This is a genomic window from Streptomyces sp. NPDC093018 (assembly GCF_040684035.1).
GTDB lineage: Bacteria > Actinomycetota > Actinomycetes > Streptomycetales > Streptomycetaceae > Streptomyces > Streptomyces murinus.
In genome coordinates this window covers 64,285-87,957 of sequence record NZ_JBFBFF010000024.1, presented here as the reverse complement: position 1 = coordinate 87,957, position 23,673 = coordinate 64,285, and the positions used below count along the sequence as shown (strand labels likewise).

At 71.1% G+C, this 23,673-nt stretch carries 15 protein-coding genes; 9 read left to right on the top strand and 6 right to left on the bottom strand.

What is annotated here, in order from left to right; translation table 11 throughout:
- Positions 1-2 precede the first annotated feature (2 nt).
- The 4 genes from AB0N90_RS34880 to AB0N90_RS34865 all read left to right on the top strand — a co-directional run bounded on the left by AB0N90_RS34880 (position 3) and on the right by AB0N90_RS34865 (position 4,735).
- Entirely contained in the window at positions 3-1,745 is a 1,743-nt protein-coding gene (locus AB0N90_RS34880; protein WP_361668838.1) for an LpqB family beta-propeller domain-containing protein, read from the top strand.
- A gap of 177 nt (positions 1,746-1,922) precedes the next feature.
- Positions 1,923-2,768: a ComF family protein gene (locus AB0N90_RS34875; RefSeq protein ID WP_365203214.1), complete on the top strand. Its 846-nt coding sequence runs from the start codon at positions 1,923-1,925 to the stop codon at positions 2,766-2,768.
- A gap of 313 nt (positions 2,769-3,081) precedes the next feature.
- Positions 3,082-3,774: a ribosome-associated translation inhibitor RaiA gene (raiA, locus tag AB0N90_RS34870; protein ID WP_107430054.1), complete on the top strand. Its 693-nt coding sequence runs from the start codon at positions 3,082-3,084 to the stop codon at positions 3,772-3,774.
- A 205-nt stretch (positions 3,775-3,979) separates the two neighbouring features.
- Positions 3,980-4,735: a response regulator transcription factor gene (locus AB0N90_RS34865; RefSeq protein ID WP_037661626.1), complete on the top strand. Its 756-nt coding sequence runs from the start codon at positions 3,980-3,982 to the stop codon at positions 4,733-4,735.
- Between the two features lie 17 nt (positions 4,736-4,752).
- Here the strand turns inward: AB0N90_RS34865 and AB0N90_RS34860 are convergent, their stop codons facing one another.
- Together AB0N90_RS34860 and AB0N90_RS34855 are read right to left on the bottom strand one after the other, a co-directional pair.
- Positions 4,753-5,928: a crosslink repair DNA glycosylase YcaQ family protein gene (locus AB0N90_RS34860; RefSeq protein ID WP_365203212.1), complete on the bottom strand. Its 1,176-nt coding sequence runs from the start codon at positions 5,926-5,928 to the stop codon at positions 4,753-4,755.
- Positions 5,929-5,976: 48 nt separating this feature from the next.
- Entirely contained in the window at positions 5,977-6,549 is a 573-nt protein-coding gene (locus AB0N90_RS34855) for a GNAT family N-acetyltransferase (protein ID WP_361668830.1), read from the bottom strand.
- A gap of 253 nt (positions 6,550-6,802) precedes the next feature.
- Between AB0N90_RS34855 and secA the strand changes: the two genes are divergently transcribed.
- The gene (gene secA / locus AB0N90_RS34850) at positions 6,803-9,616 is read left to right on the top strand and encodes a preprotein translocase subunit SecA (RefSeq protein WP_365203210.1); all 2,814 of its coding nucleotides are present in this window, start codon (positions 6,803-6,805) and stop codon (positions 9,614-9,616) included.
- Positions 9,617-9,775: 159 nt separating this feature from the next.
- On the opposite strand, the gene AB0N90_RS34845 is transcribed toward secA, so the two are convergent.
- The gene (locus AB0N90_RS34845; RefSeq protein ID WP_365203208.1) at positions 9,776-10,282 is read right to left on the bottom strand and encodes an Rv3235 family protein; all 507 of its coding nucleotides are present in this window, start codon (positions 10,280-10,282) and stop codon (positions 9,776-9,778) included.
- A gap of 288 nt (positions 10,283-10,570) precedes the next feature.
- Here AB0N90_RS34845 and AB0N90_RS34840 point away from each other — a divergent pair, with 288 nt between their 5' ends.
- Together AB0N90_RS34840 and AB0N90_RS34835 are read left to right on the top strand one after the other, a co-directional pair.
- The gene (locus tag AB0N90_RS34840; RefSeq protein WP_361668824.1) at positions 10,571-11,074 is read left to right on the top strand and encodes a hypothetical protein; all 504 of its coding nucleotides are present in this window, start codon (positions 10,571-10,573) and stop codon (positions 11,072-11,074) included.
- Positions 11,075-11,131: 57 nt separating this feature from the next.
- The gene (locus tag AB0N90_RS34835) at positions 11,132-11,800 is read left to right on the top strand and encodes an HAD family hydrolase (protein WP_365203206.1); all 669 of its coding nucleotides are present in this window, start codon (positions 11,132-11,134) and stop codon (positions 11,798-11,800) included.
- A gap of 63 nt (positions 11,801-11,863) precedes the next feature.
- Here the strand turns inward: AB0N90_RS34835 and AB0N90_RS34830 are convergent, their stop codons facing one another.
- Positions 11,864-12,430: a DJ-1/PfpI family protein gene (locus AB0N90_RS34830; protein ID WP_361668819.1), complete on the bottom strand. Its 567-nt coding sequence runs from the start codon at positions 12,428-12,430 to the stop codon at positions 11,864-11,866.
- Between the two features lie 587 nt (positions 12,431-13,017).
- On the opposite strand from AB0N90_RS34830, the gene AB0N90_RS34825 reads away from it, so the two are divergent.
- Together AB0N90_RS34825 and AB0N90_RS34820 are read left to right on the top strand one after the other, a co-directional pair.
- A complete protein-coding gene (locus tag AB0N90_RS34825) occupies positions 13,018-17,970 on the top strand; it encodes an NAD-glutamate dehydrogenase (RefSeq protein WP_361668817.1) in 4,953 nt (1,650 codons plus the stop codon).
- A gap of 182 nt (positions 17,971-18,152) precedes the next feature.
- Complete coding sequence (locus AB0N90_RS34820) at positions 18,153-19,667, top strand: hypothetical protein (RefSeq protein ID WP_365203204.1); 1,515 nt, start codon at positions 18,153-18,155, stop codon at positions 19,665-19,667.
- Positions 19,668-19,754: 87 nt separating this feature from the next.
- Here AB0N90_RS34820 and AB0N90_RS34815 read toward each other — a convergent pair whose 3' ends face one another.
- Both AB0N90_RS34815 and AB0N90_RS34810 read right to left on the bottom strand, forming a co-directional pair.
- The gene (locus AB0N90_RS34815; protein WP_365203202.1) at positions 19,755-21,428 is read right to left on the bottom strand and encodes a glycosyltransferase family 2 protein; all 1,674 of its coding nucleotides are present in this window, start codon (positions 21,426-21,428) and stop codon (positions 19,755-19,757) included.
- A complete protein-coding gene (locus AB0N90_RS34810; protein WP_365203201.1) occupies positions 21,425-23,620 on the bottom strand; it encodes a CDP-glycerol glycerophosphotransferase family protein in 2,196 nt (731 codons plus the stop codon). The genes AB0N90_RS34815 and AB0N90_RS34810 overlap by 4 nt, the downstream gene beginning before the upstream one ends.
- Positions 23,621-23,673 lie beyond the last annotated feature (53 nt).

Sequence of the window (23,673 nt, the reverse complement as noted above, 5' to 3'; positions counted from 1 at the left end):
CCATGCCCGACAGCGGTGATCTGCGGGACGTGGAGTCCACGCCCCGACAGGACACCGGGGTACGGGTGTTCGCCATGCCGCCCTCCGAGGACGCCAGCCCGGGCGAGATCATGCAGGGCTTCCTGGAGGCGCTGACCAGCGACGACCCGGCGTACGACACGGCCCGCAAGTACCTGACGGACGACGCCGCGCGCACCTGGCGGCCGGAGAGGTCGACCACGGTGCTCGCGAACGGGCGGAGCATCGAGACCGACTGCAGCCAAGGCAGCCGGGAGGTGGCCGACAGCACCACCTCCACCTGTGTGCTGAGCGGCACCGAGGTGGCCACGGTCGACGCGGAGCAGGCGTACGAGCCCGCGGCCGGCACCTATCGCAAGAAGGTGCATCTGACCCGGGACAGCAAGACCAGGCAGTGGCGCATCGACGAGCTGCCCGACGGCGTGGTCATGGGCAAGTCGGACTTCCAGCGCAACTACACGTCCGTCGACAAGTACTACTTCGCCTCCGGCACGTCGGTCGGGTCGGCCGGGGAGCCGGTGGCGGTCGCCGATCCGGTGTTCGTGCGCAGCAAGGTCGACGCGATGACGCAGATGGTCCGCTCGGTGCTGGGCCGGCCGTCCCGCTGGCTCCGTCCGGTGGTGCGCTCCAGCTTCCCGACCGGTACGGCCCTCCAGAAGGGCGTGTCCGGGCTGGCGCCGGACGACCAGAACCGGCTGACGGTGCCCCTGAACCTCAAGGCGTCGCGCGTCTCGGCGTCCAAGTGCACCGAGATGGCCACCCAGCTGCTGTTCACGCTGCGGAACCTGGCGCCGACCCTGGAATCCGTCGAGTTGCAGGGCACCGGCGGCCACCGGTTGTGCGATCTGACCGAGCAGCGCGCCGAGTCCGCCGCCTGGCACGGCTCGTCCAAGCGGCCCGAATACCTGTACTACGTCGACGGCAAGCACCGGCTGGTGCAGATGCCGACCGGGAGCACCGGCACCGAGTCGGTGCAGGTGCCGGGCGCGCTCGGCGAGGGCGACAAGACGCTCCAGTCGGTGGCCGTGTCGCGGGACGAGCGCAGCGCGGCCGCGGTCGACGACTACGGCGCGACGCTGCGCGTGACATCGCTGACCTCGGACGGCTCGCTCGGCAACGCGCTGGTCACCAGCAAGGGCCCGACGCCCGCCGACCGGCTGACCACACCCAGCTGGGACGCGCGCGGCGACCTGTGGGTGGCCGACCGCGACCCGCAGGCCACGGGTCTGTACGTCGTGGAGCACGGCGTCGCCAAGGCGGAGAAGGTCACCGTCCCGTCCCTGCCCGGCCGGATCAAGGACGTCCGGGTGGCCGCCGACGGCGTGCGGATCGCGCTGGTCGTGGAGAAGGACGGCAAGCAGTCCCTGCAGATCGGCCGGATCGAGCGCGAGGACCGGACCGGGGAGGCGCCCTCGGTGGTCGAACTCCGTCCTGCCGCACCCGACTTGGAGCAGGTCAGCGCCATGACCTGGGCCGGTGACAGCCAGCTGCTGGTGGTCGGCCAGGAGCAGGGCGGGGTGCAGCAGATGCGCTACGTCCAGGTCGACGGCGCCACCCTCGACGGCCCGGCGCCCGGCACGCTGCCCGGAGTGAAGGCGATCGCCGCCTCCGAGGACGACCGGGTGCCGCTGGTGGCCTACTCGGACGACGGGATCGTTCGGCTGCCGACCGGGGCGCAGTGGCAGAAGGTCGACAAGGACGGGACGGCACCGGTCTATCCGGGCTGACCGGGCCGATCTATCCGGGCCGACAGGGCCGACAAGACCCGCAGGGCCGACAGCGCTGGTCGAAAGAGCCTGGCCGAAGGACCCCGGCCCCAGCCCGGCAACGGCCCGTGCGAGTTGTCCACAGGCCGTTGTCCACAGGGGTGGTGGGCCGGCTCCGGCCTTGGCACAGTGGTGGTCATGCGGGGGTGGTGGCGGGACCTCACCGACCTGGTGCTGCCGACCGACTGCGCGGGCTGTGGAGCACCTCGTACGCCGCTCTGCGCGCGCTGCCGGACCGCGCTGGCCGGGAGCGCGCCCCGGCGGGTGCGGCCGCGGCCGGAGCCGCCGGGACTTCCCGCGGTGTACGCGTCGGCGCCGTACGCGGAGGCGGTGCGCGCGCTGCTTCTCGCGCACAAGGAGCGGGGCGCGCTGACGCTCACCGGAGCGCTGGGTACGGCCTTGGCGGGGACCGTGCGGGCGGGCCTCGACGCGTCGGCCGGGACCGGGGCTTCGGGGACCGTCGTGCTCGTGCCGGTGCCCTCCGCGCGATGGGCCGTGCGGGCGCGGGGGCACGATCCGGTACGGCGGATGGCGCTCGCGGCGGCCGGGGAGCTGCGGCGCGCCGGGACACCGGCCCGGGTGGCGGCGGTGCTGCGCCAGCGCGGGCCCGTGGCGGACCAGGCGGGGCTGGACGCGCGGCGACGACTGGCGAACATGGCGGGCGCGCTGGAGATGACGGCGGGCGGGGACCGGCTGCTCGCCGGGGGCCGGGTCGTGCTCGTCGACGACCTCGTCACCACCGGAGCCAGTCTGGCGGAGGCGGCACGGGCCCTGCGAATCGGCGAGTCAAGAGCTGTGTACAAGAACGCAACTCGGGAAGGAAGGGAGGAACGAAGTACCGGAGGACCGGAGAAGGCGAAGTGGGAGAAGGGGAAGTGGGTGCATGGTGCAGCGAAAAAGACCGTGGCGAACGCCCTCGGACCGCCGCTGCGCGCGGCCGTGATCGCCGCTCCTGCGGATTCTTTCGAAATAAACAGGAACTGACCGCCGACCTGCATCGTTGCAGGTAGTGAGAGGGTTTATTCACCTGAACGGAGGTACGCCGCAGTAGAGGGTGACGACATCCGTCCGGGCGAGATATGTTCGGTTGTGAGGAAAGAGGCGCAGGCCACACCTCTCATATCCGAATGCCGTGCTGCGGGTTTTGCGCAATCACCCGCGCCGGTGGGTGGAGATCCCGCCCTTGGGGGAGGAGGAGGTGGACGTCACCGAGTCCGAGGTCCGGTGCTCACCGGACCTGGTGCAAAAGGGAGATGCTCCGCCGAAGCAGCGGAGCGATCCGGGAACGGAGTTCTGCGTGGACATCGTCGTCAAAGGCCGCAAGACCGAGGTGCCCGAGCGGTTCCGCAAGCACGTGGCCGAGAAGCTGAAGCTGGAGAAGATCCAGAAGCTCGACGGCAAGGTGATCAGCCTCGACGTCGAGGTGTCCAAGGAGCCCAACCCTCGACAGGCCGACCGCTGCGACCGGGTGGAGATCACGCTCCGCTCCCGGGGCCCGGTGATCCGGGCGGAGGCAGCGGCCAGCGACCCGTACGCGGCACTCGACATGGCGGCGGAAAAGCTGGACGCGCGACTGCGCAAGCAGCACGACAAGCGGTTCTCGCGCCGCGGCGCACGGCGGATCTCGGCGGCGGAGGTCCCCGACCACGTCCCGGGCGCGGCGACGCTGAACGGAAACGGCGTCCCGGTGGCGGAGGACGAGACGGACGGAGTGCCGACCACGAAGATCGGCTCGCTCGAGGTCAAGGGCGAAGGCCCCCTCGTGGTCCGCGAGAAGACCCACGTCGCCTCCCCGATGAGCCTGGACCAGGCCCTCTACGAGATGGAACTGGTCGGCCATGACTTCTACTTGTTCGTCGACTCCGAGACGAAGGAGCCGAGCGTCGTCTACCGGCGCCACGCCTACGACTACGGCGTGATCCACCTCAGCACGGACCCGATGGTCGCCGAGGCGCAGCCCCCAGCGGCAGGGGGCACGCTGGGCGGCTGACCGCCCGGGATCGAAGCCCGACCGGTGCCCCTGGAGCGCGCGTGCGCCCCCGGGGCACCAGTGTGCGACCACTTCGCGCCGCGCACGGCGCCTCGGTGTCGTTCCGGCATGAAATCATGGCCGCAAGGGCCCAACCGGTGGGCCGCTGCCTTGGGTTGGCGATGGCACGGGACCACACAGGCCACAGCCTTCAGGGGGAGGAACGATGGCGGACACCTTCGGACCGATGCGGAGCGAGGAGGCCGACGACACCGACGACGGTGTACTCGGCAGGTGCCTTGACGGGGGCTCTTCGCGGGATGAACCGATCAGAGTCCTGGTGGTGGACGACCACGCGCTCTTCAGACGCGGCCTGGAGATCGTGCTCGCGGCCGAGGAGGACATCCAGGTCGTCGGCGAGGCGGGCGACGGCGCCGAGGCCGTGGACAAGGCCGCCGATCTGCTGCCGGACATCGTGCTGATGGACGTCCGGATGCCCCGGCGCGGGGGGATCGAGGCGTGCACCTCCATCAAGGAGGTCGCCCCCAGCGCGAAGATCATCATGCTGACGATCAGCGACGAGGAGGCCGACCTCTACGACGCGATCAAGGCGGGCGCCACCGGATATCTGCTCAAGGAGATCTCCACCGACGAGGTGGCCACCGCCATTCGCGCGGTCGCCGACGGGCAGTCGCAGATCAGCCCGTCCATGGCGTCGAAACTCCTCACCGAGTTCAAGTCGATGATCCAGCGCACCGACGAGCGCCGGCTGGTGCCCGCGCCCCGGCTGACCGACCGCGAACTGGAAGTCCTCAAACTCGTCGCCACGGGCATGAACAACCGGGACATCGCCAAGGAGTTGTTCATCTCCGAGAACACCGTGAAGAACCACGTCCGCAACATCCTGGAGAAACTCCAGCTGCACTCCCGGATGGAAGCCGTGGTCTATGCGATGCGGGAGAAGATCCTGGAGATCCGCTAGCCGCCCTGCCCCGCCCCTCAGCCGAGGGCGCGGGCGAGTTCCGCGGTGAGCGGTCCGCGCAGCGCGGGGTCGTCCACGCGCTCCACCCGGATGTTCGTGCAGTTCACCCAGGTGGCGGCTTCCAGCAATGCCTGGGCGACCGCGGGGACCGCCCTGGATCCGTCCAGGGTGACCTGCCGGGCCACCAGGGTGCGGCCCTCCCGGGCCGGGTCGACACGCCCGACGAGGCGGCCGCCCGCGAGCACCGGCATGGCGAAGTAGCCGTACACCCGCTTGGGCTTGGGGGTGTACGCCTCCAGGCGGTGGGTGAAGCCGAAGATCCGTTCCGTGCGCGCCCGTTCCCAGATCAGCGAGTCGAACGGCGAGAGCAGGGTGGTGCGGTGGCGGCCGCGCGGTGGGGTCGCGAGAGCCGCCGGATCCGCCCAGGCCGGCTTGCCCCAGCCCGCCACCTCGACCGGCACCAGACCCGAGTCCGCGAGCACCGCGTCCACCTGCTCGCCCTTCAGCCGGTGATAGTCGGCGATGTCCGAGCGGGTGCCCACGCCCAGGGACTCGCCGGCCAGCCGGACCAGGCGGCGCAGGCACTCGGCGTCGTCCAGCTCGTCATGCAGCAGCGCGGTGGGGACGGCGCGCTCGGCGAGGTCGTACACCCGCTTCCAGCCGCGGCGTTCGACGCACACCACCTCGCCGTACATCAGCGCCCGTTCGACCGCGACCTTGGTGCCCGACCAGTCCCACCACTCGCTGGTGCGCTTCGCGCCGCCCAGTTCGGTCGCCGTCAGCGGGCCCTCGGTGCGCAGCTGCTTGACGACCTGCTCATAGACCCCGTCCGGGAGTTCGTGGTTCCAGTGCGGGCGGTTGCGGTAGGCGCGGCGGCGGAAGGCGAAGTGCGGCCACTCCTCGGCGGGCAGCAGACAGGCGGCGTGCGACCAGTACTCGAAGGCGTGCGTGTCCTTCCAGTAGGCGTCCTCCACCGTGGTGCGGCCCACGGCGCCGAGACGGGCGTACGGCACCAGTTCGTGCGACCGGGCGAGGACGGAGATCGTGTCGAGCTGGACCGCGCCGAGGTGGCGCAGCACCCCGCGCACCCCGGCCCGCCGGTCGGGCGCGCCCAGCAGGCCCTGGGCCCGCAGGGCGATACGGCGGGCGTCGTCCGCGGTGAGCGTGATGGTCGGGCGCGGCAGGGTCGTCATGCCCCGGACGATAGTGGGCGCCACTGACAGTCCGTCCTGAGCTGCGGTTCACCGAACCGGCCCCGGCAGATAGGGGGCGGTGGACGGCAGGCCGAGGTCCGAGGGCAGCAGGGAGGCGATCCAGCAGTCCCGGCGCACCCCCTTGTTGTTGATGGCGGAGCGCAGGGTGCCCTCCAGGGTGAAGCCCGCGCGTTCGGCGACCCCGCGCGAGCCGTGGTTGCCGACCTCGGCGCGCCACTCGACCCGGTCGACGCCCAGGCCGGTGAAGATCCAGCGGCAGGCGGCGAGCACGGCCTCCGTGACGTAGCCGAGGCCGCGGTGCTCCTTGGCGGCCCAGAAGCCGACCTCCGCAGCCGCGGGGGCGCGCATGGTCAGGCTGAGCATGCCGGCCAGCTCCCCGCCGGCGAGGAAGATCCCCCAGGTGAACATCGCGCCGTGCGCCCAGCCGTCCGGGACCATCTCGTGGGTGAAGCCGCGCGCGTGCTCGGGCAGGTACGGGGAGGGGATCGTGGTCCAGCGCTGGATGTCGGGGTCCTGGGCGGCCTCGTGCACGGCCTCGGTGTCGGCCGGTCCGACGGCGCGCAGACGAAGACGGCCGGTGGTGAGCGTGACGGGTTCCATCGGGCGATTCTGCTCGTACCACCTGGCGACGGCCATCGATTTCCACGATCCGTGAGCACGCGATCACATTTCGCACAAATCCCTGCGCCGATGCGGCACTATCCGCATATCCCGTCCGTTGTTCCTGTGAAGCAGCGGCCGGAGCACCAGGCACTCCCGGCGCGGCGGGGTCCTCGCATACGATGGCCGTTGCTCAGTACGTCACATGGAAACCCGACCGTCCCAGGCCCGACCGGCAAGGAGACCAGCCCCCGTGTCCGTCCTCTCGAAGATCATGCGTGCAGGCGAAGGCAAGATCCTGCGCAAGCTGCACCGCATCGCGGACCAGGTCAACTCCATCGAAGAGGACTTCGTCGACCTCTCCGACGCCGAGCTGCGGGCCCTCACCGAGGAGTACAAGCAGCGGTACGCCGATGGTGAGAGCCTGGACGACCTGCTCCCCGAGGCGTTCGCCACCGTCCGCGAGGCCGCCAAGCGCGTCCTCGGCCAGCGTCACTACGACGTGCAGATGATGGGCGGCGCCGCGCTCCACCTCGGCTATGTGGCCGAGATGAAGACCGGCGAGGGCAAGACCCTCGTCGGCACCCTGCCCGCGTACCTGAACGCGCTGTCCGGCGACGGTGTCCACATCGTCACGGTCAACGACTACCTGGCCGAGCGCGACTCCGAGATGATGGGTCGCGTCCACAAGTTCCTGGGCCTCGACGTCGGCGTGATCCTCGCCAACATGACGCCGGCCCAGCGCCGCGAGCAGTACGCCTGCGACATCACGTACGGCACCAACAACGAGTTCGGCTTCGACTATCTGCGCGACAACATGGCGTGGTCGCAGGACGAACTGGTGCAGCGCGGCCACAACTTCGCCATCGTGGACGAGGTCGACTCCATCCTCGTGGACGAGGCCCGTACGCCGCTGATCATCTCCGGCCCGGCCGACCAGGCCACCAAGTGGTACGGCGACTTCGCCAAGCTCGTCCTGCGCCTGAAGAAGGGCGAGGCCGGAAACCCGCTCAAGGGCGTCGAGGAAACCGGCGACTACGACGTGGACGAGAAGAAGCGCACGGTCGCCATCCATGAGCCCGGTGTCAGCAAGGTCGAGGACTGGCTGGGCATCGACAACCTCTACGAGTCGGTGAACACCCCGCTCGTCGGCTACCTGAACAACGCCATCAAGGCGAAGGAACTGTTCAAGAAGGACAAGGACTACGTCGTCATCGACGGCGAGGTCATGATCGTCGACGAGCACACCGGCCGTATCCTCGCCGGCCGCCGCTACAACGAGGGCATGCACCAGGCGATCGAGGCGAAGGAAGGGGTGGACATCAAGGACGAGAACCAGACCCTCGCCACCATCACCCTCCAGAACTTCTTCCGCCTCTACAACAAGCTCTCCGGCATGACCGGTACGGCGATGACCGAGGCCGCCGAGTTCCACCAGATCTACAAGCTCGGCGTGGTCCCCATCCCGACCAACAAGCCGATGGTGCGCATGGACCAGTCGGACCTGATCTACCGCACCGAGGTGGCCAAGTTCGAGGCGGTCGTCGACGACATCGCCGAGAAGCACGAGAAGGGCCAGCCGATCCTCGTCGGCACCACCTCGGTCGAGAAGTCCGAGTACCTCTCGCAGCAGCTCAGCAAGCGCGGCATCCAGCACGAGGTGCTGAACGCCAAGCACCATGAGCGTGAGGCGTCGATCGTCGCCCAGGCCGGCCGCAAGGGCGCCGTCACGGTCGCCACCAACATGGCCGGCCGCGGTACGGACATCAAGCTCGGCGGCAACCCCGAGGACCTCGCCGAGGCGGAGCTGCGCCAGCGCGGCCTCGACCCCGAGGAGCACATCGAGGAGTGGGCCGCGGCGCTGCCCGCCGCCCTGGAGAAGGCCGAGCAGGCCGTCAAGGCGGAGAAGGACGAGGTCGAGGATCTCGGCGGCCTGTACGTGCTGGGCACCGAGCGGCACGAGTCGCGGCGCATCGACAACCAGCTGCGCGGTCGTTCCGGCCGTCAGGGCGACCCCGGCGAGTCCCGCTTCTACCTCTCCCTCGGCGACGACCTGATGCGCCTGTTCAAGGCCCAGATGGTCGAGCGCGTGATGTCCATGGCGAACGTGCCGGACGACGTGCCGATCGAGAACAAGATGGTCACCCGCGCGATCGCCTCCGCGCAGTCGCAGGTCGAGCAGCAGAACTTCGAGACGCGTAAGAACGTCCTGAAGTACGACGAGGTGCTCAACCGCCAGCGCGAGGTCATCTACGGCGAGCGCCGACGGGTGCTGGAGGGCGAGGACCTGCACGAGCAGATCCAGCACTTCATGGACGACACGATCGACGCGTACGTCGCCGCGGAGACCGCCGAGGGCTTCCCCGAGGACTGGGACCTGGACCGGCTGTGGGGCGCCTTCAAGCAGCTCTACCCGGTGAAGGTCACCGTCGAGGAGCTGGAGGAGGCGGCCGGTGACCGTGCCGGTCTGACCGCCGAGTTCATCTCGGAGTCCATCAAGGAGGACATCTACCAGCAGTACGAGGCCCGTGAGAGCCAGCTCGGCTCCGAGATCATGCGTGAGCTGGAGCGTCGGGTCGTGCTGTCGGTCCTCGACCGCAAGTGGCGCGAGCACCTCTACGAGATGGACTACCTCCAGGAGGGCATCGGCCTGCGCGCGATGGCGCAGAAGGACCCGCTGGTCGAGTACCAGCGCGAGGGCTTCGACATGTTCACCGCGATGATGGAGGGCATCAAGGAGGAGTCCGTCGGCTATCTGTTCAACCTGGAGGTCCAGGTCGAGCAGCAGGTCGAGGAGGTGCCGGTCGAGGAGGCCGAGCAGGTCGGCGAGGGTGTCGAGGACGCGGTGCCGGCGCAGGCCGGTGCGGGCCGTCCGGAGATCCGCGCCAAGGGGCTCGATGTTCCGCAGCGCCGTGATCTGCACTTCTCCGCGCCGACGGTGGACGGCGAGGGCGGCATCGTCGAGCGCGACCTGGAGGACGACGGGCCGGTGCGGTCCGAGTCGGACGGGCTGACGCGGGCGGAGCGGCGCAAGCAGGCGAAGGGCGGGCGGCGTCGCAAGAAGTGACGCGCACTCCCTGAGCGGGGCCGGGTTCCTTCGGAGCCCGGCCCCCTTTGCGTCGCCGGTCGCTTGTGAAGTCGCCGGTCGCTTGCGAAGAGGGGCGGGGAACGGCGCGAACGGCCACGACGGAGCCGCACCCGGCGGCGCACAGGAGCGCCCTCCCGGCTATGGCGTAGGCCGCGGGCCCGTCTCCACCGCTGTGCAGCGCCAGCGCAGGTCCGCGCCCCGTTCGAGGCGGAAGGCCAGGGCGCGGAGCCTGCTGCCCGCGGCGATGCGGGCGAAGACCTCCAGCGCGCCCTCACCGGCGACGTAGTAGCCGATGTCGCGCACGACCGGGCGGGTGCCCCGGGTGCGCAGGGGGCCGTCGGCGGCGAGACGGGCCAGCTCGTCGTAGGCGCGGCCCGCGGTGTGGCGGAGCATCCAGTGGACCGGGCGCTGACCGCTGAGGACGGCCACCAGACGGTCCGCGAAGAGGTCCGTGGGGCGAGTGGGCCGGGCGGGCTCCTGAGGGGCCGTACGGGGCGGCTGGGGGCGTGCCGTACGGGTGGCCGCGGCCGTACGGCTGTCGGTGGACGTGCGGCGGGGGCCCGGGGAGGGGCGGCGGGTGTCGTGGCGGGTCGGCGGGCGGTGCCGGGGGCGGGGGTGAGGGGTGCGGCTCATGACCTTGTTCATGGGGGTCCCCGTTCGACGGCCCGGGGGATACCGGGCGGTAACTAGGTGGTGGGGATCTTGTACGGGGCCGGGGACCGCGCGGCAAGGACGCGGGCGGTGGTGGCGAGGGCGCGAGGGGATTCACCCTCCGGGGGGATGGACAGAGGGCTGAGCCCCGAGATCACGCGGGTGTACCGGGTGAAGTACGCCGCATGGGGCTGACACTTACGGGGTGTGGGCAGGGACTCGAAAGGGGACAGCCGCACGTATCCTGAAGCCCCCCGGAACGACCAGGAAAGAGCGGCGAGCATGCGCGTCTACGTCCCCCTGACCCTCCCCGGTCTCGCCGAGGCGCACAGGACCGGTGAGCTGGGGGCCGGCCCCTTCGCCGGGTACGCCGTCACGCCCGCCCTGCGCGCCTGGTACCGCTCCGACGACGTCGAGGAGCTCGAGTACGCCGCGCTCGGCCGGGCCGCGCTGGCCTCCCTGCGCCTGCTCGCGGCCGACGAGGACGCGCCGCGGCGCCGGATCGTGGTGGCCGTGGACGTGGCCGACGGCGCGGTCACGGCCGCGTCCGACAGCGGGGCCGAGCCGGGCGAGGTGACCGTGAAGGTGACGGTCCCGCTCGCCAAGGCGGCGGCGGTCCACGCCGACGCCGAGGACGCCGAGCGGGCCGTGACCGCGGCGGCGCGGGCGCTGGCGGCGGCGGACGGCGGGGACGAGACCGCGGGGACCGCCGTGGACGAGGCGGAGGACCACGAGCTGCTGTGGTTCGCCACGCAGGAGCTCCCCAACCTCCTCGGACGGGCCTGACCAGGCAGGATCGGCCGCCCCCCGGGATTGTCAGTGGGGGCGGGTACGGTCTTGGGCATGGGGAAGCACGCACGCGCGCACATCGTCTGGGACTGGAACGGCACGCTGTTCCATGACAACGAGGCGATCATCGAGGCGACCAACGCCGCCTTCGCGGAGCTGGGCCTGGCGCCGATCACGCTGGAGCAGTACCGCGCGCTGTACTGCGTGCCGGTGCCGAAGTTCTACGAGCGGCTGATGGGGCGGCTGCCGAGCCAGGCCGAGTGGGAGCTGATGGACGGGATATTCCATCAGCGGTACACGGAGCGGCGGGCGCGGTGCGCGCTGACCGACGGGGCGGCGGAGCTGCTCAGCGGCTGGCGGACGGCGGGGCACAGCCAGTCGCTGCTGAGCATGTACGGACACGCGGAACTGGTGCCGCTCGTGCGGGGGTTCGGGATCGAGGAGCAGTTCGTGCGCGTCGACGGGCGGACGGGGCCGTCCGGCGGGAGCAAGGCGGAGCACATGGTGCGGCATCTGTCGCGGCTCACGGGCGCTGTGGAGCCGGGGCGGACCGTGGTGATCGGGGACGCGGCGGACGACGCGGTCGCGGCGCGGCATGTGGGGGCCGGGGCGGTGCTGTACACCGGAGGGTCGCACAGCAGGGCCAGCCTGGAGGAGGTCGGCGTCCCGGTGGTGGACACGCTGGCCGAGGCGGTGGAGGTCGCGCAGCGAATAGCCGTGTGAGGTCCCGCGAACAGCCGTGCGAGGCCACGCGGCGAACAGCCCTGTGAGGAGCCCTCGCGGGTCTCAGTTCACCGGCGCCTTCGCCCGCAGCACCTTGATGAACTCCCGCATCCAGGACGGGTGGTCCGGCCAGGCCCGTGCGGACACCAGGGTGCCGTCCGTCACCGTCTCCGTGTCCTGGAAGCTCGCGCCCGCCGCCTGCATGTCGGGTTCCAGGGCCGGATAGGCCGTGACGCGGCGGCCGCGCAGGGTGTCGATCGCGGCGGTGAGCAGCGGGCCGTGGCAGATCTGGGCGACCGGCTTGTCCGCGTCGAAGAAGGCCTTGAGGATCTTGCGCAGTTCGGGGTCGTTGCGCAGGTACTCGGGGGCCCGGCCGCCGGGGATGACCAGGGCGGCGTACGCGCCGGGGTCCACCTCGGCGAAGGAGAGATCGGCCGGCCAGGTGTACCCGGGCTTCTCGGTGTACGTGTCGTAGCCGGGCTCGAAGTCGTGCACCACGAAACGCAGCGTCTTGCGGGAGGGGGCCGCGATGTCGACGTCGTAGCCCTCCTCGCGCAGCCGCTGGTAGGGGTACATGACCTCCAGGGACTCCGCGGCGTCGCCGGTGACGATGAGGATCTTCGCGGGCATGTCGGCGCTCCTCGGGACAGACGGGGACGGACGGGGACGGACCCCTCGGCCGGTCCCCCGGGGTCGTAGCTCCCAGGGTGCGGCGGAAGAGGCGGGGCCGCTACCCCACCCCGCCTCTCACCTGGCCGAATCCGGTTACGCCACCCGGGCGGCCTCCGATGCTGTGCAGAACGTCAAAGTTTGACCCCCTGTTTTGTACACATACGGCTCATGACGGTTCCGGGGTGAGGGGCGATAGCCTTGTGGCGTGATCAGCGCGATAGCTCGCGGGAGCGATCAGGCTCCCGCCCTGCGCCCGGGTTGCACGGAGGACCTCCGTGACCGGGCGGCAGTCGCTGGTCCGCGCGGGCGGGACGGGGGCGCCGCAGCCCCCAGGACGCCGAGGCCGGCCCGGAACACGACGGTGCCGAGAGCAGCGTCACATCCCATGGTCGTGTCGGAAATGGCCGAATACCCCCCGCTCATCTCACCTGTCGGCATAGCGTCGGAACGGACCGGAAACTCCGGGCCGTGGCGTCGAGCCGCAGGGGAAGAGCCAGTACTTCCTTCTACGTCACGCAACGGCGCGCGACAGGAGCCAGAGGACAATGCAGACCAAGCTGGACGAAGCCAAGGCCGAGATGCTCGAACGGGCCGCTCGGGTAGCTGAGAACAGCCCGGTCGGGGGGAACCTACCGACCGGGTCGACGGGCGAGGGCTCCCCGGACACCCCGGACAGTGAGTCAACCCTCGCGTTCCTCCAGCGCTACTACCTGCACACCGCACCGGAAGACCTCACCGGCCGCGACCCGGTGGACGCCTTCGGCGCCGCGGTCTCGCACTACCGCCTCGCCGAGAACCGCCCCCAGGGCACCGCGAACGTCCGGGTGCACACCCCGACGGTCGAGGAGAACGGCTGGACGTGCAGCCACACGGTCGTCGAGGTCGTGACCGACGACATGCCGTTCCTGGTCGACTCCGTCACCAATGAGCTGACCCGGGGCGGGCGCGGCATCCATGTCGTGATCCACCCCCAGTTCGTGGTCCGCCGCGACATCACCGGCAAGCTGCTGGAGATCCTGCCGACCCCGGCCCCCTCCGCCGAGCTGCCGCACGACGCGCACGTCGAGTCGTGGATCCACGTCGAGATCGACCGCGAGACCGACCGCGCCGACCTCAAGCAGATCACCTCCGACCTGCTGCGCGTGCTCTCCGACGTCCGTGAGGCCGTCGAGGACTGGGACAAGATGCGGGAGGCGGCGGCCCGGGTCGCCGGCGAGCTGGAGAGCGAGCCGATCCCGGCCGACCTGCCGAAGGCCGAGGTCGAGGAGGCCCGCGAGCTGCTGCGCTGGCTCGCCACCGACCACTTCACCTTCCTGGGCTTTCGCGAGTACGAACTGCGCGGCGACGACACCCTGGCCGCCGTGCCCGGCACCGGCCTCGGCATCCTGCGCTCCGACCCGCAGCACGCCGAGGACGACCAGCACCCGGTCAGCCCCTCCTTCGAGCGGCTGCCGGCCGACGCCCGCGCCAAGGCCCGCGAGCACAAGCTGCTGGTGCTGACCAAGGCGAACAGCCGGGCCACCGTGCACCGGCCGTCGTACCTGGACTACATCGGCGTCAAGAAGTTCGACAAGGACGGCAATGTCGTCGGGGAGCGCCGCTTCCTCGGCCTGTTCTCCTCGGCCGCGTACACCGAGTCGGTGCGCCGCGTCCCGGTGATCCGCCGCAAGGTCGCCGAGGTCCTCGACCGCGCCGGGTTCTCGCCCAACAGCCACGACGGCCGCGACCTGCTCCAGATCCTGGAGACCTACCCGCGCGACGAGCTGTTCCAGACGCCCGCCGCCGAGCTCCAGTCGATCGTCACCAGCGTGCTCTACCTCCAGGAGCGCCGCCGGCTGCGCCTGTACCTGCGCCAGGACGAGTACGGCCGCTACTACTCGGCCCTCGTCTACCTGCCGCGCGACCGCTACACCACCGGCGTGCGCCTGCGGATCATCGACATCCTGAAGGAGGAGCTCGGCGGCACCAACGTCGACTTCACCGCCTGGAACACCGAGTCGATCCTGTCCCGGCTGCACTTCGTCGTCCGCGTCCCGCAGGGCACCGAGCTGCCCGAGCTGTCGGACGCCGACAAGGACCGCATCGAGACCCGCCTGGTCGAGGCCGCCCGCTCCTGGGCGGACGGGTTCGCCGAGGCGCTCAACGCCGAGCTGGGCGAGGAGCGCGCCGCCGAGCTGCTGCGCCGCTACACCAACGCCTTCCCCGAGGGCTACAAGGCCGACCACACCCCGCGCGCGGCCGTGGCCGACCTCGTGCACCTGGAGCGGCTGACCGAGGAGCCGGGCAACGACTTCGCGCTGAGCCTGTACGAGCCGGTCGGCGCCGCCCCCGACGAGCGCCGTTTCAAGATCTACCGCAAGGGCTCCTCCGTCTCCCTGTCCGCCGTGCTGCCGGTCCTCCAGCGCATCGGCGTCGAGGTCGTGGACGAGCGGCCGTACGAGCTGCGCTGCTCGGACCGCACCACCGGCTGGATCTACGACTTCGGACTGCGCATCCCCAAGTCGCCCGCCGGCGCCGGCGGCGACTACCTGGGCGACGACGGCCGTGAGCGCTTCCAGGAGGCGTTCGCCGCGACCTGGACCGGCCGCGCCGAGAACGACGGCTTCAACTCCCTCGTGCTCAGCGCCGGACTGAACTGGCGCGAGGCGATGGTGCTGCGCGCCTACGCCAAGTACCTGCGCCAGGCCGGTTCGACCTTCTCGCAGGACTACATGGAGGACACCCTCCGCAACAACGTCCACACCACCCGGCTGCTCGTCTCCCTGTTCGAGGCGCGGATGTCGCCCGAGCGGCAGGGGGCCGGCCTGGAGCTGACGGACGCGCTGCTGGAGGAGCTGGACGCGGCCCTGGACCAGGTGGCGAGCCTGGACGAGGACCGCATCCTGCGCTCCTTCCTGACCGTCATCAAGGCGACCCTGCGGACCAACTTCTTCCAGCGGCGCCCCGACGGCCACCCCCACGACTACGTGTCGATGAAGTTCGACCCGCAGGCCATCCCGGACCTGCCCGCGCCGCGCCCGGCGTTCGAGATCTGGGTGTACTCGCCGCGCGTCGAGGGCGTGCACCTGCGCTTCGGCAAGGTCGCGCGCGGTGGTCTGCGCTGGTCCGACCGGCGTGAGGACTTCCGTACCGAGATCCTCGGCCTGGTCAAGGCGCAGATGGTGAAGAACACCGTCATCGTGCCGGTCGGCGCCAAGGGCGGCTTCGTCGCCAAGCAGCTGCCGGACCCGGCGCAGGACCGGGACGCGTGGCTCGCGGAGGGCGTCGCCAGCTACAAGACGTTCATCTCGGCGCTGCTGGACATCACCGACAACATGGTCGGCGGCGAGGTCGTCCCGCCCAAGGACGTGGTGCGGCACGACGGCGACGACACCTACCTGGTCGTCGCGGCCGACAAGGGCACCGCCACCTTCTCCGACATCGCCAACGGGGTCGCCGAGAAGTACAACTTCTGGCTCGGCGACGCCTTCGCCTCCGGTGGTTCGGCGGGCTACGACCACAAGGGCATGGGCATCACCGCGCGCGGCGCGTGGGAGTCCGTCAAGCGGCACTTCCGCGAGCTGGGCGTGGACACCCAGTCCGAGGACTTCACGGTCGTCGGCATCGGCGACATGTCCGGTGACGTGTTCGGCAACGGCATGCTGCTGTCCGAGCACATCCGCCTGGTCGCCGCCTTCGACCACCGGCACATCTTCATCGACCCGAACCCGGACGCGGCGACCGGATACGCCGAGCGCCGCCGCCTGTTCGAGCTGCCCCGCTCCAGCTGGGCCGACTACAACACCGAGCTGCTCTCGGCGGGCGGCGGGATCTTCCCGCGCAGCGCCAAGTCGATCCAGCTCAACGCGCACATCCGCGAGGCCCTCGGCATCGAGGGCAAGGTCGCCAAGATGACCCCGGCCGACCTGATGAAGACGATCCTTGAGGCGCCGGTCGACCTGCTGTGGAACGGCGGCATCGGCACCTATGTGAAGTCGTCCGCCGAGTCGAACGCGGATGTCGGCGACAAGGCCAACGACGCCATCCGCGTCGACGGCGCCGATCTGCGCGTGAAGGTCGTCGGCGAGGGCGGCAACCTGGGCCTGACCCAGCTCGGCCGCATCGAGTTCGCCCACCAGGGCGGCAAGATCAACACCGACGCGATCGACAACAGCGCCGGTGTGGACACCTCCGACCACGAGGTGAACATCAAGATCCTGCTGAACGGCCTGGTCGCGGACGGCGACATGACCGTCAAGCAGCGCAACAAGCTGCTCGCCGGGATGACCGACGAGGTCGGCGCGCTGGTGCTGCGCAACAACTACGCGCAGAACACCGCGCTCGCCAACGCGCTGTTCCAGGCCAAGGACATGCTCCACGCCCAGCAGCGCTTCCTGCGCCACCTGGTGCGCGAGGGCCATCTGGACCGGGCGCTGGAGTTCCTGCCCACCGACCGCCAGATCCGCGAGCGCCTGAACCAGGGCCAGGGCCTGACCGGCCCGGAGACGGCCGTCGTCATGGCGTACACGAAGATCACGGTCGCCGAGGAGCTGCTGGCCACCTCGCTGCCCGACGACCCGTATCTGCGGGGCCTGCTGCACGCGTACTTCCCGTCCGATCTGCGCGAGCGGTTCTCGGAGGCCGTCGACAACCACCCGCTGCGCCGCGAGATCACCACCACGGTGCTGGTCAACGACACGGTCAACACGGGCGGTACGACCTATCTGCACCGGCTGCGCGAGGAGACCGGTGCCTCCCTGGAGGAGATCGTCCGCGCGCAGACCGCGGCCCGTGCGATCTTCTGCTCGGCCCCGGTATGGGACGCGGTGGAGGCCCTGGACAACCAGGTCGACGCGGCCGTGCAGACCCGCATCCGGCTGCACTCGCGGCGCCTGATCGAGCGCGGCACCCGCTGGCTGCTCAACAACCGGCCGCAGCCGCTCCAGCTCGCCGAGACGGTGGAGTTCTTCGCCGAGCGCGTCGAGCAGGTCTGGCAGCAGCTGCCCAAGCTGGTGCGCGGCGCGGACCTGGAGTGGTACCAGCATGTGTACGACGAGCTGTCCGCGGCCGGCGTCCCGGACGAACTCGCCACCCGTGTGGCCGGGTTCTCCTCCGCCTTCCCGGCGCTCGACATCGTCTCGGTGGCCGACCGCATGGGCAAGGAGCCGCTGGACGTCGCCGAGGTCTACTACGACCTCGCCGACCGCCTCGGCATCACCCAGCTGATGGACCGCATCATCGAGCTGCCCCGCAACGACCGCTGGCAGTCCATGGCCCGCGCCTCCATCCGCGAGGACCTCTACGCGGCGCACGCGGCGCTCACCGCGGACGTGCTCGCGGCGGGCAACGGCACCGCGTCGCCGGAGCAGCGGTTCGGGGACTGGGAGCAGAAGAACGCCCCGATCCTGGGCCGGGCGCGCACCACCCTGGAGGAGATCCGCAGTTCGGACGCCTTCGACCTCGCCAACCTGTCGGTGGCGATGCGGACGATGCGGACGCTGCTGCGCACGCACTCGTAGCGCTGCCGCGTCAGCGGGTGGGACGCCCCGGGCCGATGGAGAATCGGTCCGGGGCGTTCCTTTTCTTGCCGTCCTTTGTACAAAGGAGATAGGCGGATTTACCGTTTCCTGCTTATCGGTGCGTTTCGGATAGGGTCTGCGCTGTAATTACCTGGGCTTCCGCGATTGGGTGTTCCAGCAGAATGCACGCAGCACAGTCCGACCTCGAAGAACAGCTGAGCACCCCGGAGCCGCGGGGTGGTGGTGTGCGGGTGGCCCGCGCGGTGCCGCAGGCGGCCGCGGTGCTGGTGGTGGCGCTGCTGCTGGCGGTGATCGTCCGGCTGCCGTGGATCGGCGACCTCGGCATGCACGCGGCCACGATCCAGCGGCTCGGCCACAGCCTGCTGCACCCCGGCAATCCGCTGGTCGACGCGGACACACCGAGTCCTTACTACTCGCCGTGGATGCTGCTGCTGGGCGCGCTCGCCAAGGTGAGTGGCCTGTCGGTGTTCGTGGTGCTGCGCATCGGGGCGCTGGTCGGGCTGACCCTGCTGGTCACCGGGGTCTGGCGGTACGTCCGGACGCTCAGCGCCCATCGCGCGGCGCCGGCGCTCGCGCTGCTGAGCCTGGTGCTGCTGTGGGGGACGGCCGTCCTGAACTGGAGCGGGTTCATCGGGCTGCACTCGCTCGCCCTGACCATCTCCTACCCGAGCGTGTTCGCGCTCGGTCTGAGCTTCCACTTCTGGGCCTGGCTCACCCGGGCGCTGCGCGAGCGGGCGTCCTGGGCGCGGTGGCTCGCCCTCGGGCTGCTGTGGGCGCTGATCCTGCTCTGCCACCAGTTCACGGGCGTCGTCGCCACGCTCGGGGCGCTGGCCATGGTCGTCTCCGCCCGTCCGGGCCGCCAGGTGTGGCTCCGGCTCGGCGCCGGGCTGCTGCTCGGGGCGATGCTGCTGTGGGTGTGGCCGTACTACGACTTCTTCTCGCTGTTCTCCGCCGGGGCGGATCTGGAGGCCATCCACAAGTCGCTCTACCAGCATCTGTTCGCGCGGTTCGGGCTGGTGCTGCTGGGCGTGGTGGCGCTGGCGCTCCGGCTGCGGCGCGACCGGTGGGACGCGCTGGCGCTGTTCTTCGCGCTGGGCGCCCTGGTCGTCGCGGCGGGCGGGCTGACCGGGCACTACTCCTGGGGCCGCGCGATGCCCGCCGCGCTGATCCCGGCGCAGCTCGCGGCCGCGCTGGAGACGGTGTCCGCGGGGCGGCGGGCGGTACGGGCCGGCTGGGCGTGTGTGCTCGGGCTCGCGCTGGCGGCGGGCTTCTGGGGGCAGGCGGGGACGCTCGGGTACGCGACGGGGCGGTCCGCGCTGCCGTCGGCGCTCGCGGACAAGTACGAGACTCCGTGGACCGGTTATCACTGGATCACCCCGTGGGTGCGGTACGGGGACGTGGTGATGGCGCGGACGATCGCGGCGCGGCAGATCCCGGCCTACGGGGGGTACACCGTGGCGCCGGGCTATCCGGATGTGTTCCTGCGGGACTCGGCGCGGCGGGCGGAGGCGGTGGACCGGTTCTTCGCGGGCGGGACGTCGGCGGCGGAGCGGCGGGGGATCCTGCGGGAGTACGGCGTGCGGTGGGTCGTCGCCTCGGCCGACCTGGCCGGACCGGGCCTGCGCAAGGTGACGACGGGACCCGGAGAGCAGGTCCTTTACCGGGTAGTGCCCTGAGCTGGAGCGCCCCGTAAGGGGCGCGGGGAACTGCGCGAGCGGCCACGACGCAGTCGCAGCCGCCCACGCAGCTCAAGCCCGACGGCGCTACTTCAGCAGACTCGCCACCAGCTTCGCCGCCTTGCGCACCCGCGGCCGCGCCACCTTGTGCAGGACCGGCCGGATCACCGCCGTCACCCCCACCGGCTCCCAGCGGAGCTGCAGGCGGCCGGGGTTGCGGCCCTCCGGCTCCACCGTGACCGCGTGCGGCGAGGCACCGGAGCGGTAGTCGACGCGGGTCGTGGCCGGGGGGAAGTCCAGGGGGGCCAGCAGGACCCCGGAGTTCCACAGGCCCTGCTGGTTCAGGCGGACCAGCGGATGCCGGATGCCCTGGAAACCCTGGAGGGGGATCCGCGCGGCGGAGAGATCCAGCCGCACCGTGCCCTCGAAGACACCGGGGCTGACCGGGTCGAGCCGGAAGGGCACCGTCATCCGGCGCCCGCCGGGGGAGACGATCAGACCGGCGCGCTGCGGCCCGACCGGGAGCCGCAGCCCGGGGTCGTACGTCCGGACGGCGAGCGTCAGGGTCGCCCCGGGGCCCCGGCTCACGTCCGTGATCTCGTGCCGGAACTGCGCCGTCGGGAACGGCCGGGTCTCCAGCTCCAGGTCGGCGACGGACAGCTCACGTCGGCCGCGCTCGGTGTCCGGGACGCTCCCGCCCCAGTACGGCACGCCCGCCGCGTCCGTCGTGACCTGGCGCGGCGCCACCTCCTGGCCCAGCCCCCGCGCCGCGAGCCGCGCGTCGGCGAGGCGTCCGGAGCGCAGCAGTTCGAGGACCACCCGCTCGGGCCGGGGCAGCCGGGCGAACGCGCCCGGGGCCAGGGTGTCGAGGTAGGGGTTCATGATGTCCGCGAACGCGGCCAGCCACTCCTCGTCCCGGTAGGGCAGATCGCCCGCGTACATCCGGAAGTCGTGCTTGAGGAACTTGAAGTCCTTGTCCTCGCGCAGCCCGGAGTGCCCGCTCGCCACCAGGAAGTCGTCGATGAGCCGCTGCACATGGACCCGGTCGCGCACATTGGTGACCTTGTGCCGCTGGTTGGAGATGGACGCCGACGCGGCCGCCGCGAACGGGTCGATGTACCAGACGTACACCGGGTCCGGGATGATCGTGAACGCCTTCGCCAGGCAGTACGCCTGGGCCGAGAACAGCTGGTCCTCGTAGTGGATGCCCTCGGGGAAGCGCAGTTCGTGCCGGTCCAGGAAGGAACGCGCGTACATCTTGCTGGTCGACAGGTGCTCGAACAGCAGCCGGGGGTCCGCCTCGATGCCCTCGACCGTGCGCCGCTCCGCGACCAGGTGCGGCATCCATGTCGTACGACGGCCGTTGTCCACCCGTACCCGGCGCACCGCGCCCATGGTGAAGTCGACCTCGCGCTCGCGGTGCGCGGCCAGCAGCAACTCCACGGCCTGCGGCGGGAGTTCGTCGTCGCTGTCCAGGAACATCAGATAGGGCGCGCGGGCGATCTCGATGGCCCGGTTGCGCGGCGCGCTGCACCCGCCGCTGTTCTCCGGCAGCCGGAGATAGCGCACCCGCGGGTCCTCCGCCTCCAGACGGCGCGCCACCGCGGGCGTGTCGTCGGTGGAGTGGTCGTCGCTGATGACGATCTCGATATTGGCGTGCGTCTGCGCGCGCAGCGAGGCGACCGCCCGGGGCAGGCGGTCCGCGTCGTTGAACACGATGACGGTGACCGTGACGTCGGGGGTCGTGGCCGGGGTCGTCATGCCGTGGCCTCCTCGGGGGTCGGAGCGGGGGTGCGGTCCTCGATCGGCAGCACCGGGGGCAGGGCGTCCTCCGGCTCGCCCAGGAACACCCGTCGTACGACCCGTTCGGCGGCGCGGCCGTCGTCGTACTCGCAGAACCGGCGCCGGAAGGCGGTGCGGGCCTTGGCCGCGGTCTCGTCGCGCCAGGCGCCGGAGCGGAAGATCTCCGTCAGCTCCTCCTGGGTGCGGGCGACCTGGCCCGGATGGTCGGTCATCAGGTCGAAGTAGACGCCGCGGGTGGTGCGGTAGGTCTCCCAGTCGTCGGCGTAGACGACGATCGGGCGGTCCAGGTTGGCGTAGTCGAACATGATCGACGAGTAGTCCGTGACCAGCGCGTCGGCGGCCAGGCACAGCTCCTCGACGGGGTCGTAGGAGGAGACGTCGATGAGCCGCCCGGAGCGGCGCAGGCCGGTCAGCGGGGAGGTGGCGCCGCCGTAGAAGTAGTGGGCGCGCACCAGCAGGACCGTGTCCTCGCCGAGCCGGTCGGCGAGTTCGGCGAGGTCGAGGCGGGGGGTGAAGCCGGCCTCGTAGTCGCGGTGGGTGGGGGCGTAGAGGATCGCCGTCTTGCCGGGGGCGATGCCGAGCCGGGCGCGGGCGGCGCGGACCGCGTCGGCGCCGCTGGTGTAGAAGACGTCGTTGCGTGGATAGCCGTGGTCCAGCGAGGTGTAGCGGGCCGGGTAGGCGCGCTCCCACATCCGGGTGGAGTGGCTGTTGGCGCTGACGCTGTAGTCCCAGCGGTCGATGCGGGCCAGCAGCGCGTCGAAGTCCAGTCCCTTGGCGGCGGCCGGGTGTTCGATCTGGTCCAGGCCCATGCGCTTGAGCGGGGTGCCGTGATGGGTCTGGAGGTGGATCGCGTCCGGCCGTTTGACCACCGCGTTGGGGAAGTTGACGTTGTTGACGAGGTACTTGGCGGTGGCCAGCACCTCCCAGTAGCGGCGGGTGCCGGGCACCACATGGTCGGTGCCGGGCGGCAGCAGGGCCGTGTTGTCCTTGGACACCACCCACACCGGGTGGATGTGCGGGGCCAGTTCGGCCAGCTCGGCGGCGATCGCGGCCGGGTTGCAGGCCACCCCGCGCTCCCAGTAGGCCGCGAACACCGCGAGGTCCGGGTCGATCGGGCGGCTCAGGGCGCGCCGGTACTGCTGCTCGCGCAGCTTGGCGCCGACCTGCCGCTTGCGGGCGCGTACGGCCTTGCGGGCGGCGCGGCGGGTGCGGTTGGCGGCCTGGAACGCGCGGTACTTCGTGTACGCGCCCTCCTCCAGCAGCGCGTGCCGTACGCCCTCCACGCCGGCCGGGCGCTCATGGCGCTCGGGCCGCCAGCGCACCGCCGCGAGGGAGGCGCGGCGGAAGAACTCGCGGGCCACCTCGTCGGGCAGGTTCTCACCGGCGAAGGTGCGCACCAGGTCGCGCATCATCAGGTCGTAGAGCACCACGCGCGGGGCGCGCCGCTCGCGGGCGAGCGGCATCAGCGACTCATAGCGCTCGACCAGCTCGAAGCGGTCCTCGGGGGCGAGCGGCGGCAGGCTCTCGGGGCGCAGCTCACGGTTCTCGTACGCCACCTGGTTGAGGCAGGCGACGCGGCCCGCGCACAGCAGGGCGGCGCGGGCGGCACGCGGCTCGTCGTCGGTGGTCAGCCGCTCCTCGTGGGCCGCCCAGAACTCCCTGCGCAGGGCGCGGTTGCCGAGCAGCGGGGTCAGCCGGAGCAGGTCGACGGCCTCCTCCAGGGGGAGGGCGGCGCGGCCGACGGCGGCGAGGAAGCGGCCGTCGCGGGAGGGCCGGGCGGCGGCCTGCCAGGTGGTGGTGAGGTGGTCGAGGAGGAGGACGTCCACGGAGTCGTCCAGCTCGGCGGCGCGCTCGGCGATCAGGCGGGGCGCACCGGCCGGCAGTCCGTCCTTGGCGTGCACGAAGTGCAGCCAGCGGCCCCTGGCGCGGGCGGCGCCGGCGGCCCGCGCGGCCGCGTCGGTGGTGCCGGCGGGCAGCGGGACCACGACCGTGTCGGGGGCGTGGGCCTCGGCCGCCTCCCGGGCCCAGTCACCGACCGCGGCGACCACGACCTCGGCGTCGGACAGGGGATGCGCTTCCAGGGAGTCGAGCAGTTCCGTCAGATGCCCCTGCGCGTTGGGTCCGTAGACGATGACGCTGAGTTGGGGCATCGCGATGGACTCCTTCGGCTCGTCGGTGGAGGATCACCCTTCATAACATACTG

Bases quoted from the DNA above. Each gene is read 5' to 3' on its own strand.
- AB0N90_RS34880 (WP_361668838.1), top strand. From the start codon at position 3: ATGCCCGACAGCGGTGATCTGCGGGACGTGGAGTCCACGCCCCGACAG.
- AB0N90_RS34875 (WP_365203214.1), top strand. From the start codon at position 1,923: ATGCGGGGGTGGTGGCGGGACCTCACCGACCTGGTGCTGCCGACCGAC.
- AB0N90_RS34865 (WP_037661626.1), top strand. From the start codon at position 3,980: ATGGCGGACACCTTCGGACCGATGCGGAGCGAGGAGGCCGACGACACC.
- AB0N90_RS34860 (WP_365203212.1), bottom strand. From the start codon at position 5,928: ATGACGACCCTGCCGCGCCCGACCATCACGCTCACCGCGGACGACGCC.
- AB0N90_RS34855 (WP_361668830.1), bottom strand. From the start codon at position 6,549: ATGGAACCCGTCACGCTCACCACCGGCCGTCTTCGTCTGCGCGCCGTC.
- AB0N90_RS34845 (WP_365203208.1), bottom strand. From the start codon at position 10,282: ATGAACAAGGTCATGAGCCGCACCCCTCACCCCCGCCCCCGGCACCGC.
- AB0N90_RS34840 (WP_361668824.1), top strand. From the start codon at position 10,571: ATGCGCGTCTACGTCCCCCTGACCCTCCCCGGTCTCGCCGAGGCGCAC.
- AB0N90_RS34835 (WP_365203206.1), top strand. From the start codon at position 11,132: ATGGGGAAGCACGCACGCGCGCACATCGTCTGGGACTGGAACGGCACG.
- AB0N90_RS34830 (WP_361668819.1), bottom strand. From the start codon at position 12,430: ATGCCCGCGAAGATCCTCATCGTCACCGGCGACGCCGCGGAGTCCCTG.
- AB0N90_RS34825 (WP_361668817.1), top strand. From the start codon at position 13,018: ATGCAGACCAAGCTGGACGAAGCCAAGGCCGAGATGCTCGAACGGGCC.
- AB0N90_RS34820 (WP_365203204.1), top strand. From the start codon at position 18,153: ATGCACGCAGCACAGTCCGACCTCGAAGAACAGCTGAGCACCCCGGAG.
- AB0N90_RS34815 (WP_365203202.1), bottom strand. From the start codon at position 21,428: ATGACGACCCCGGCCACGACCCCCGACGTCACGGTCACCGTCATCGTG.
- AB0N90_RS34810 (WP_365203201.1), bottom strand. From the start codon at position 23,620: ATGCCCCAACTCAGCGTCATCGTCTACGGACCCAACGCGCAGGGGCAT.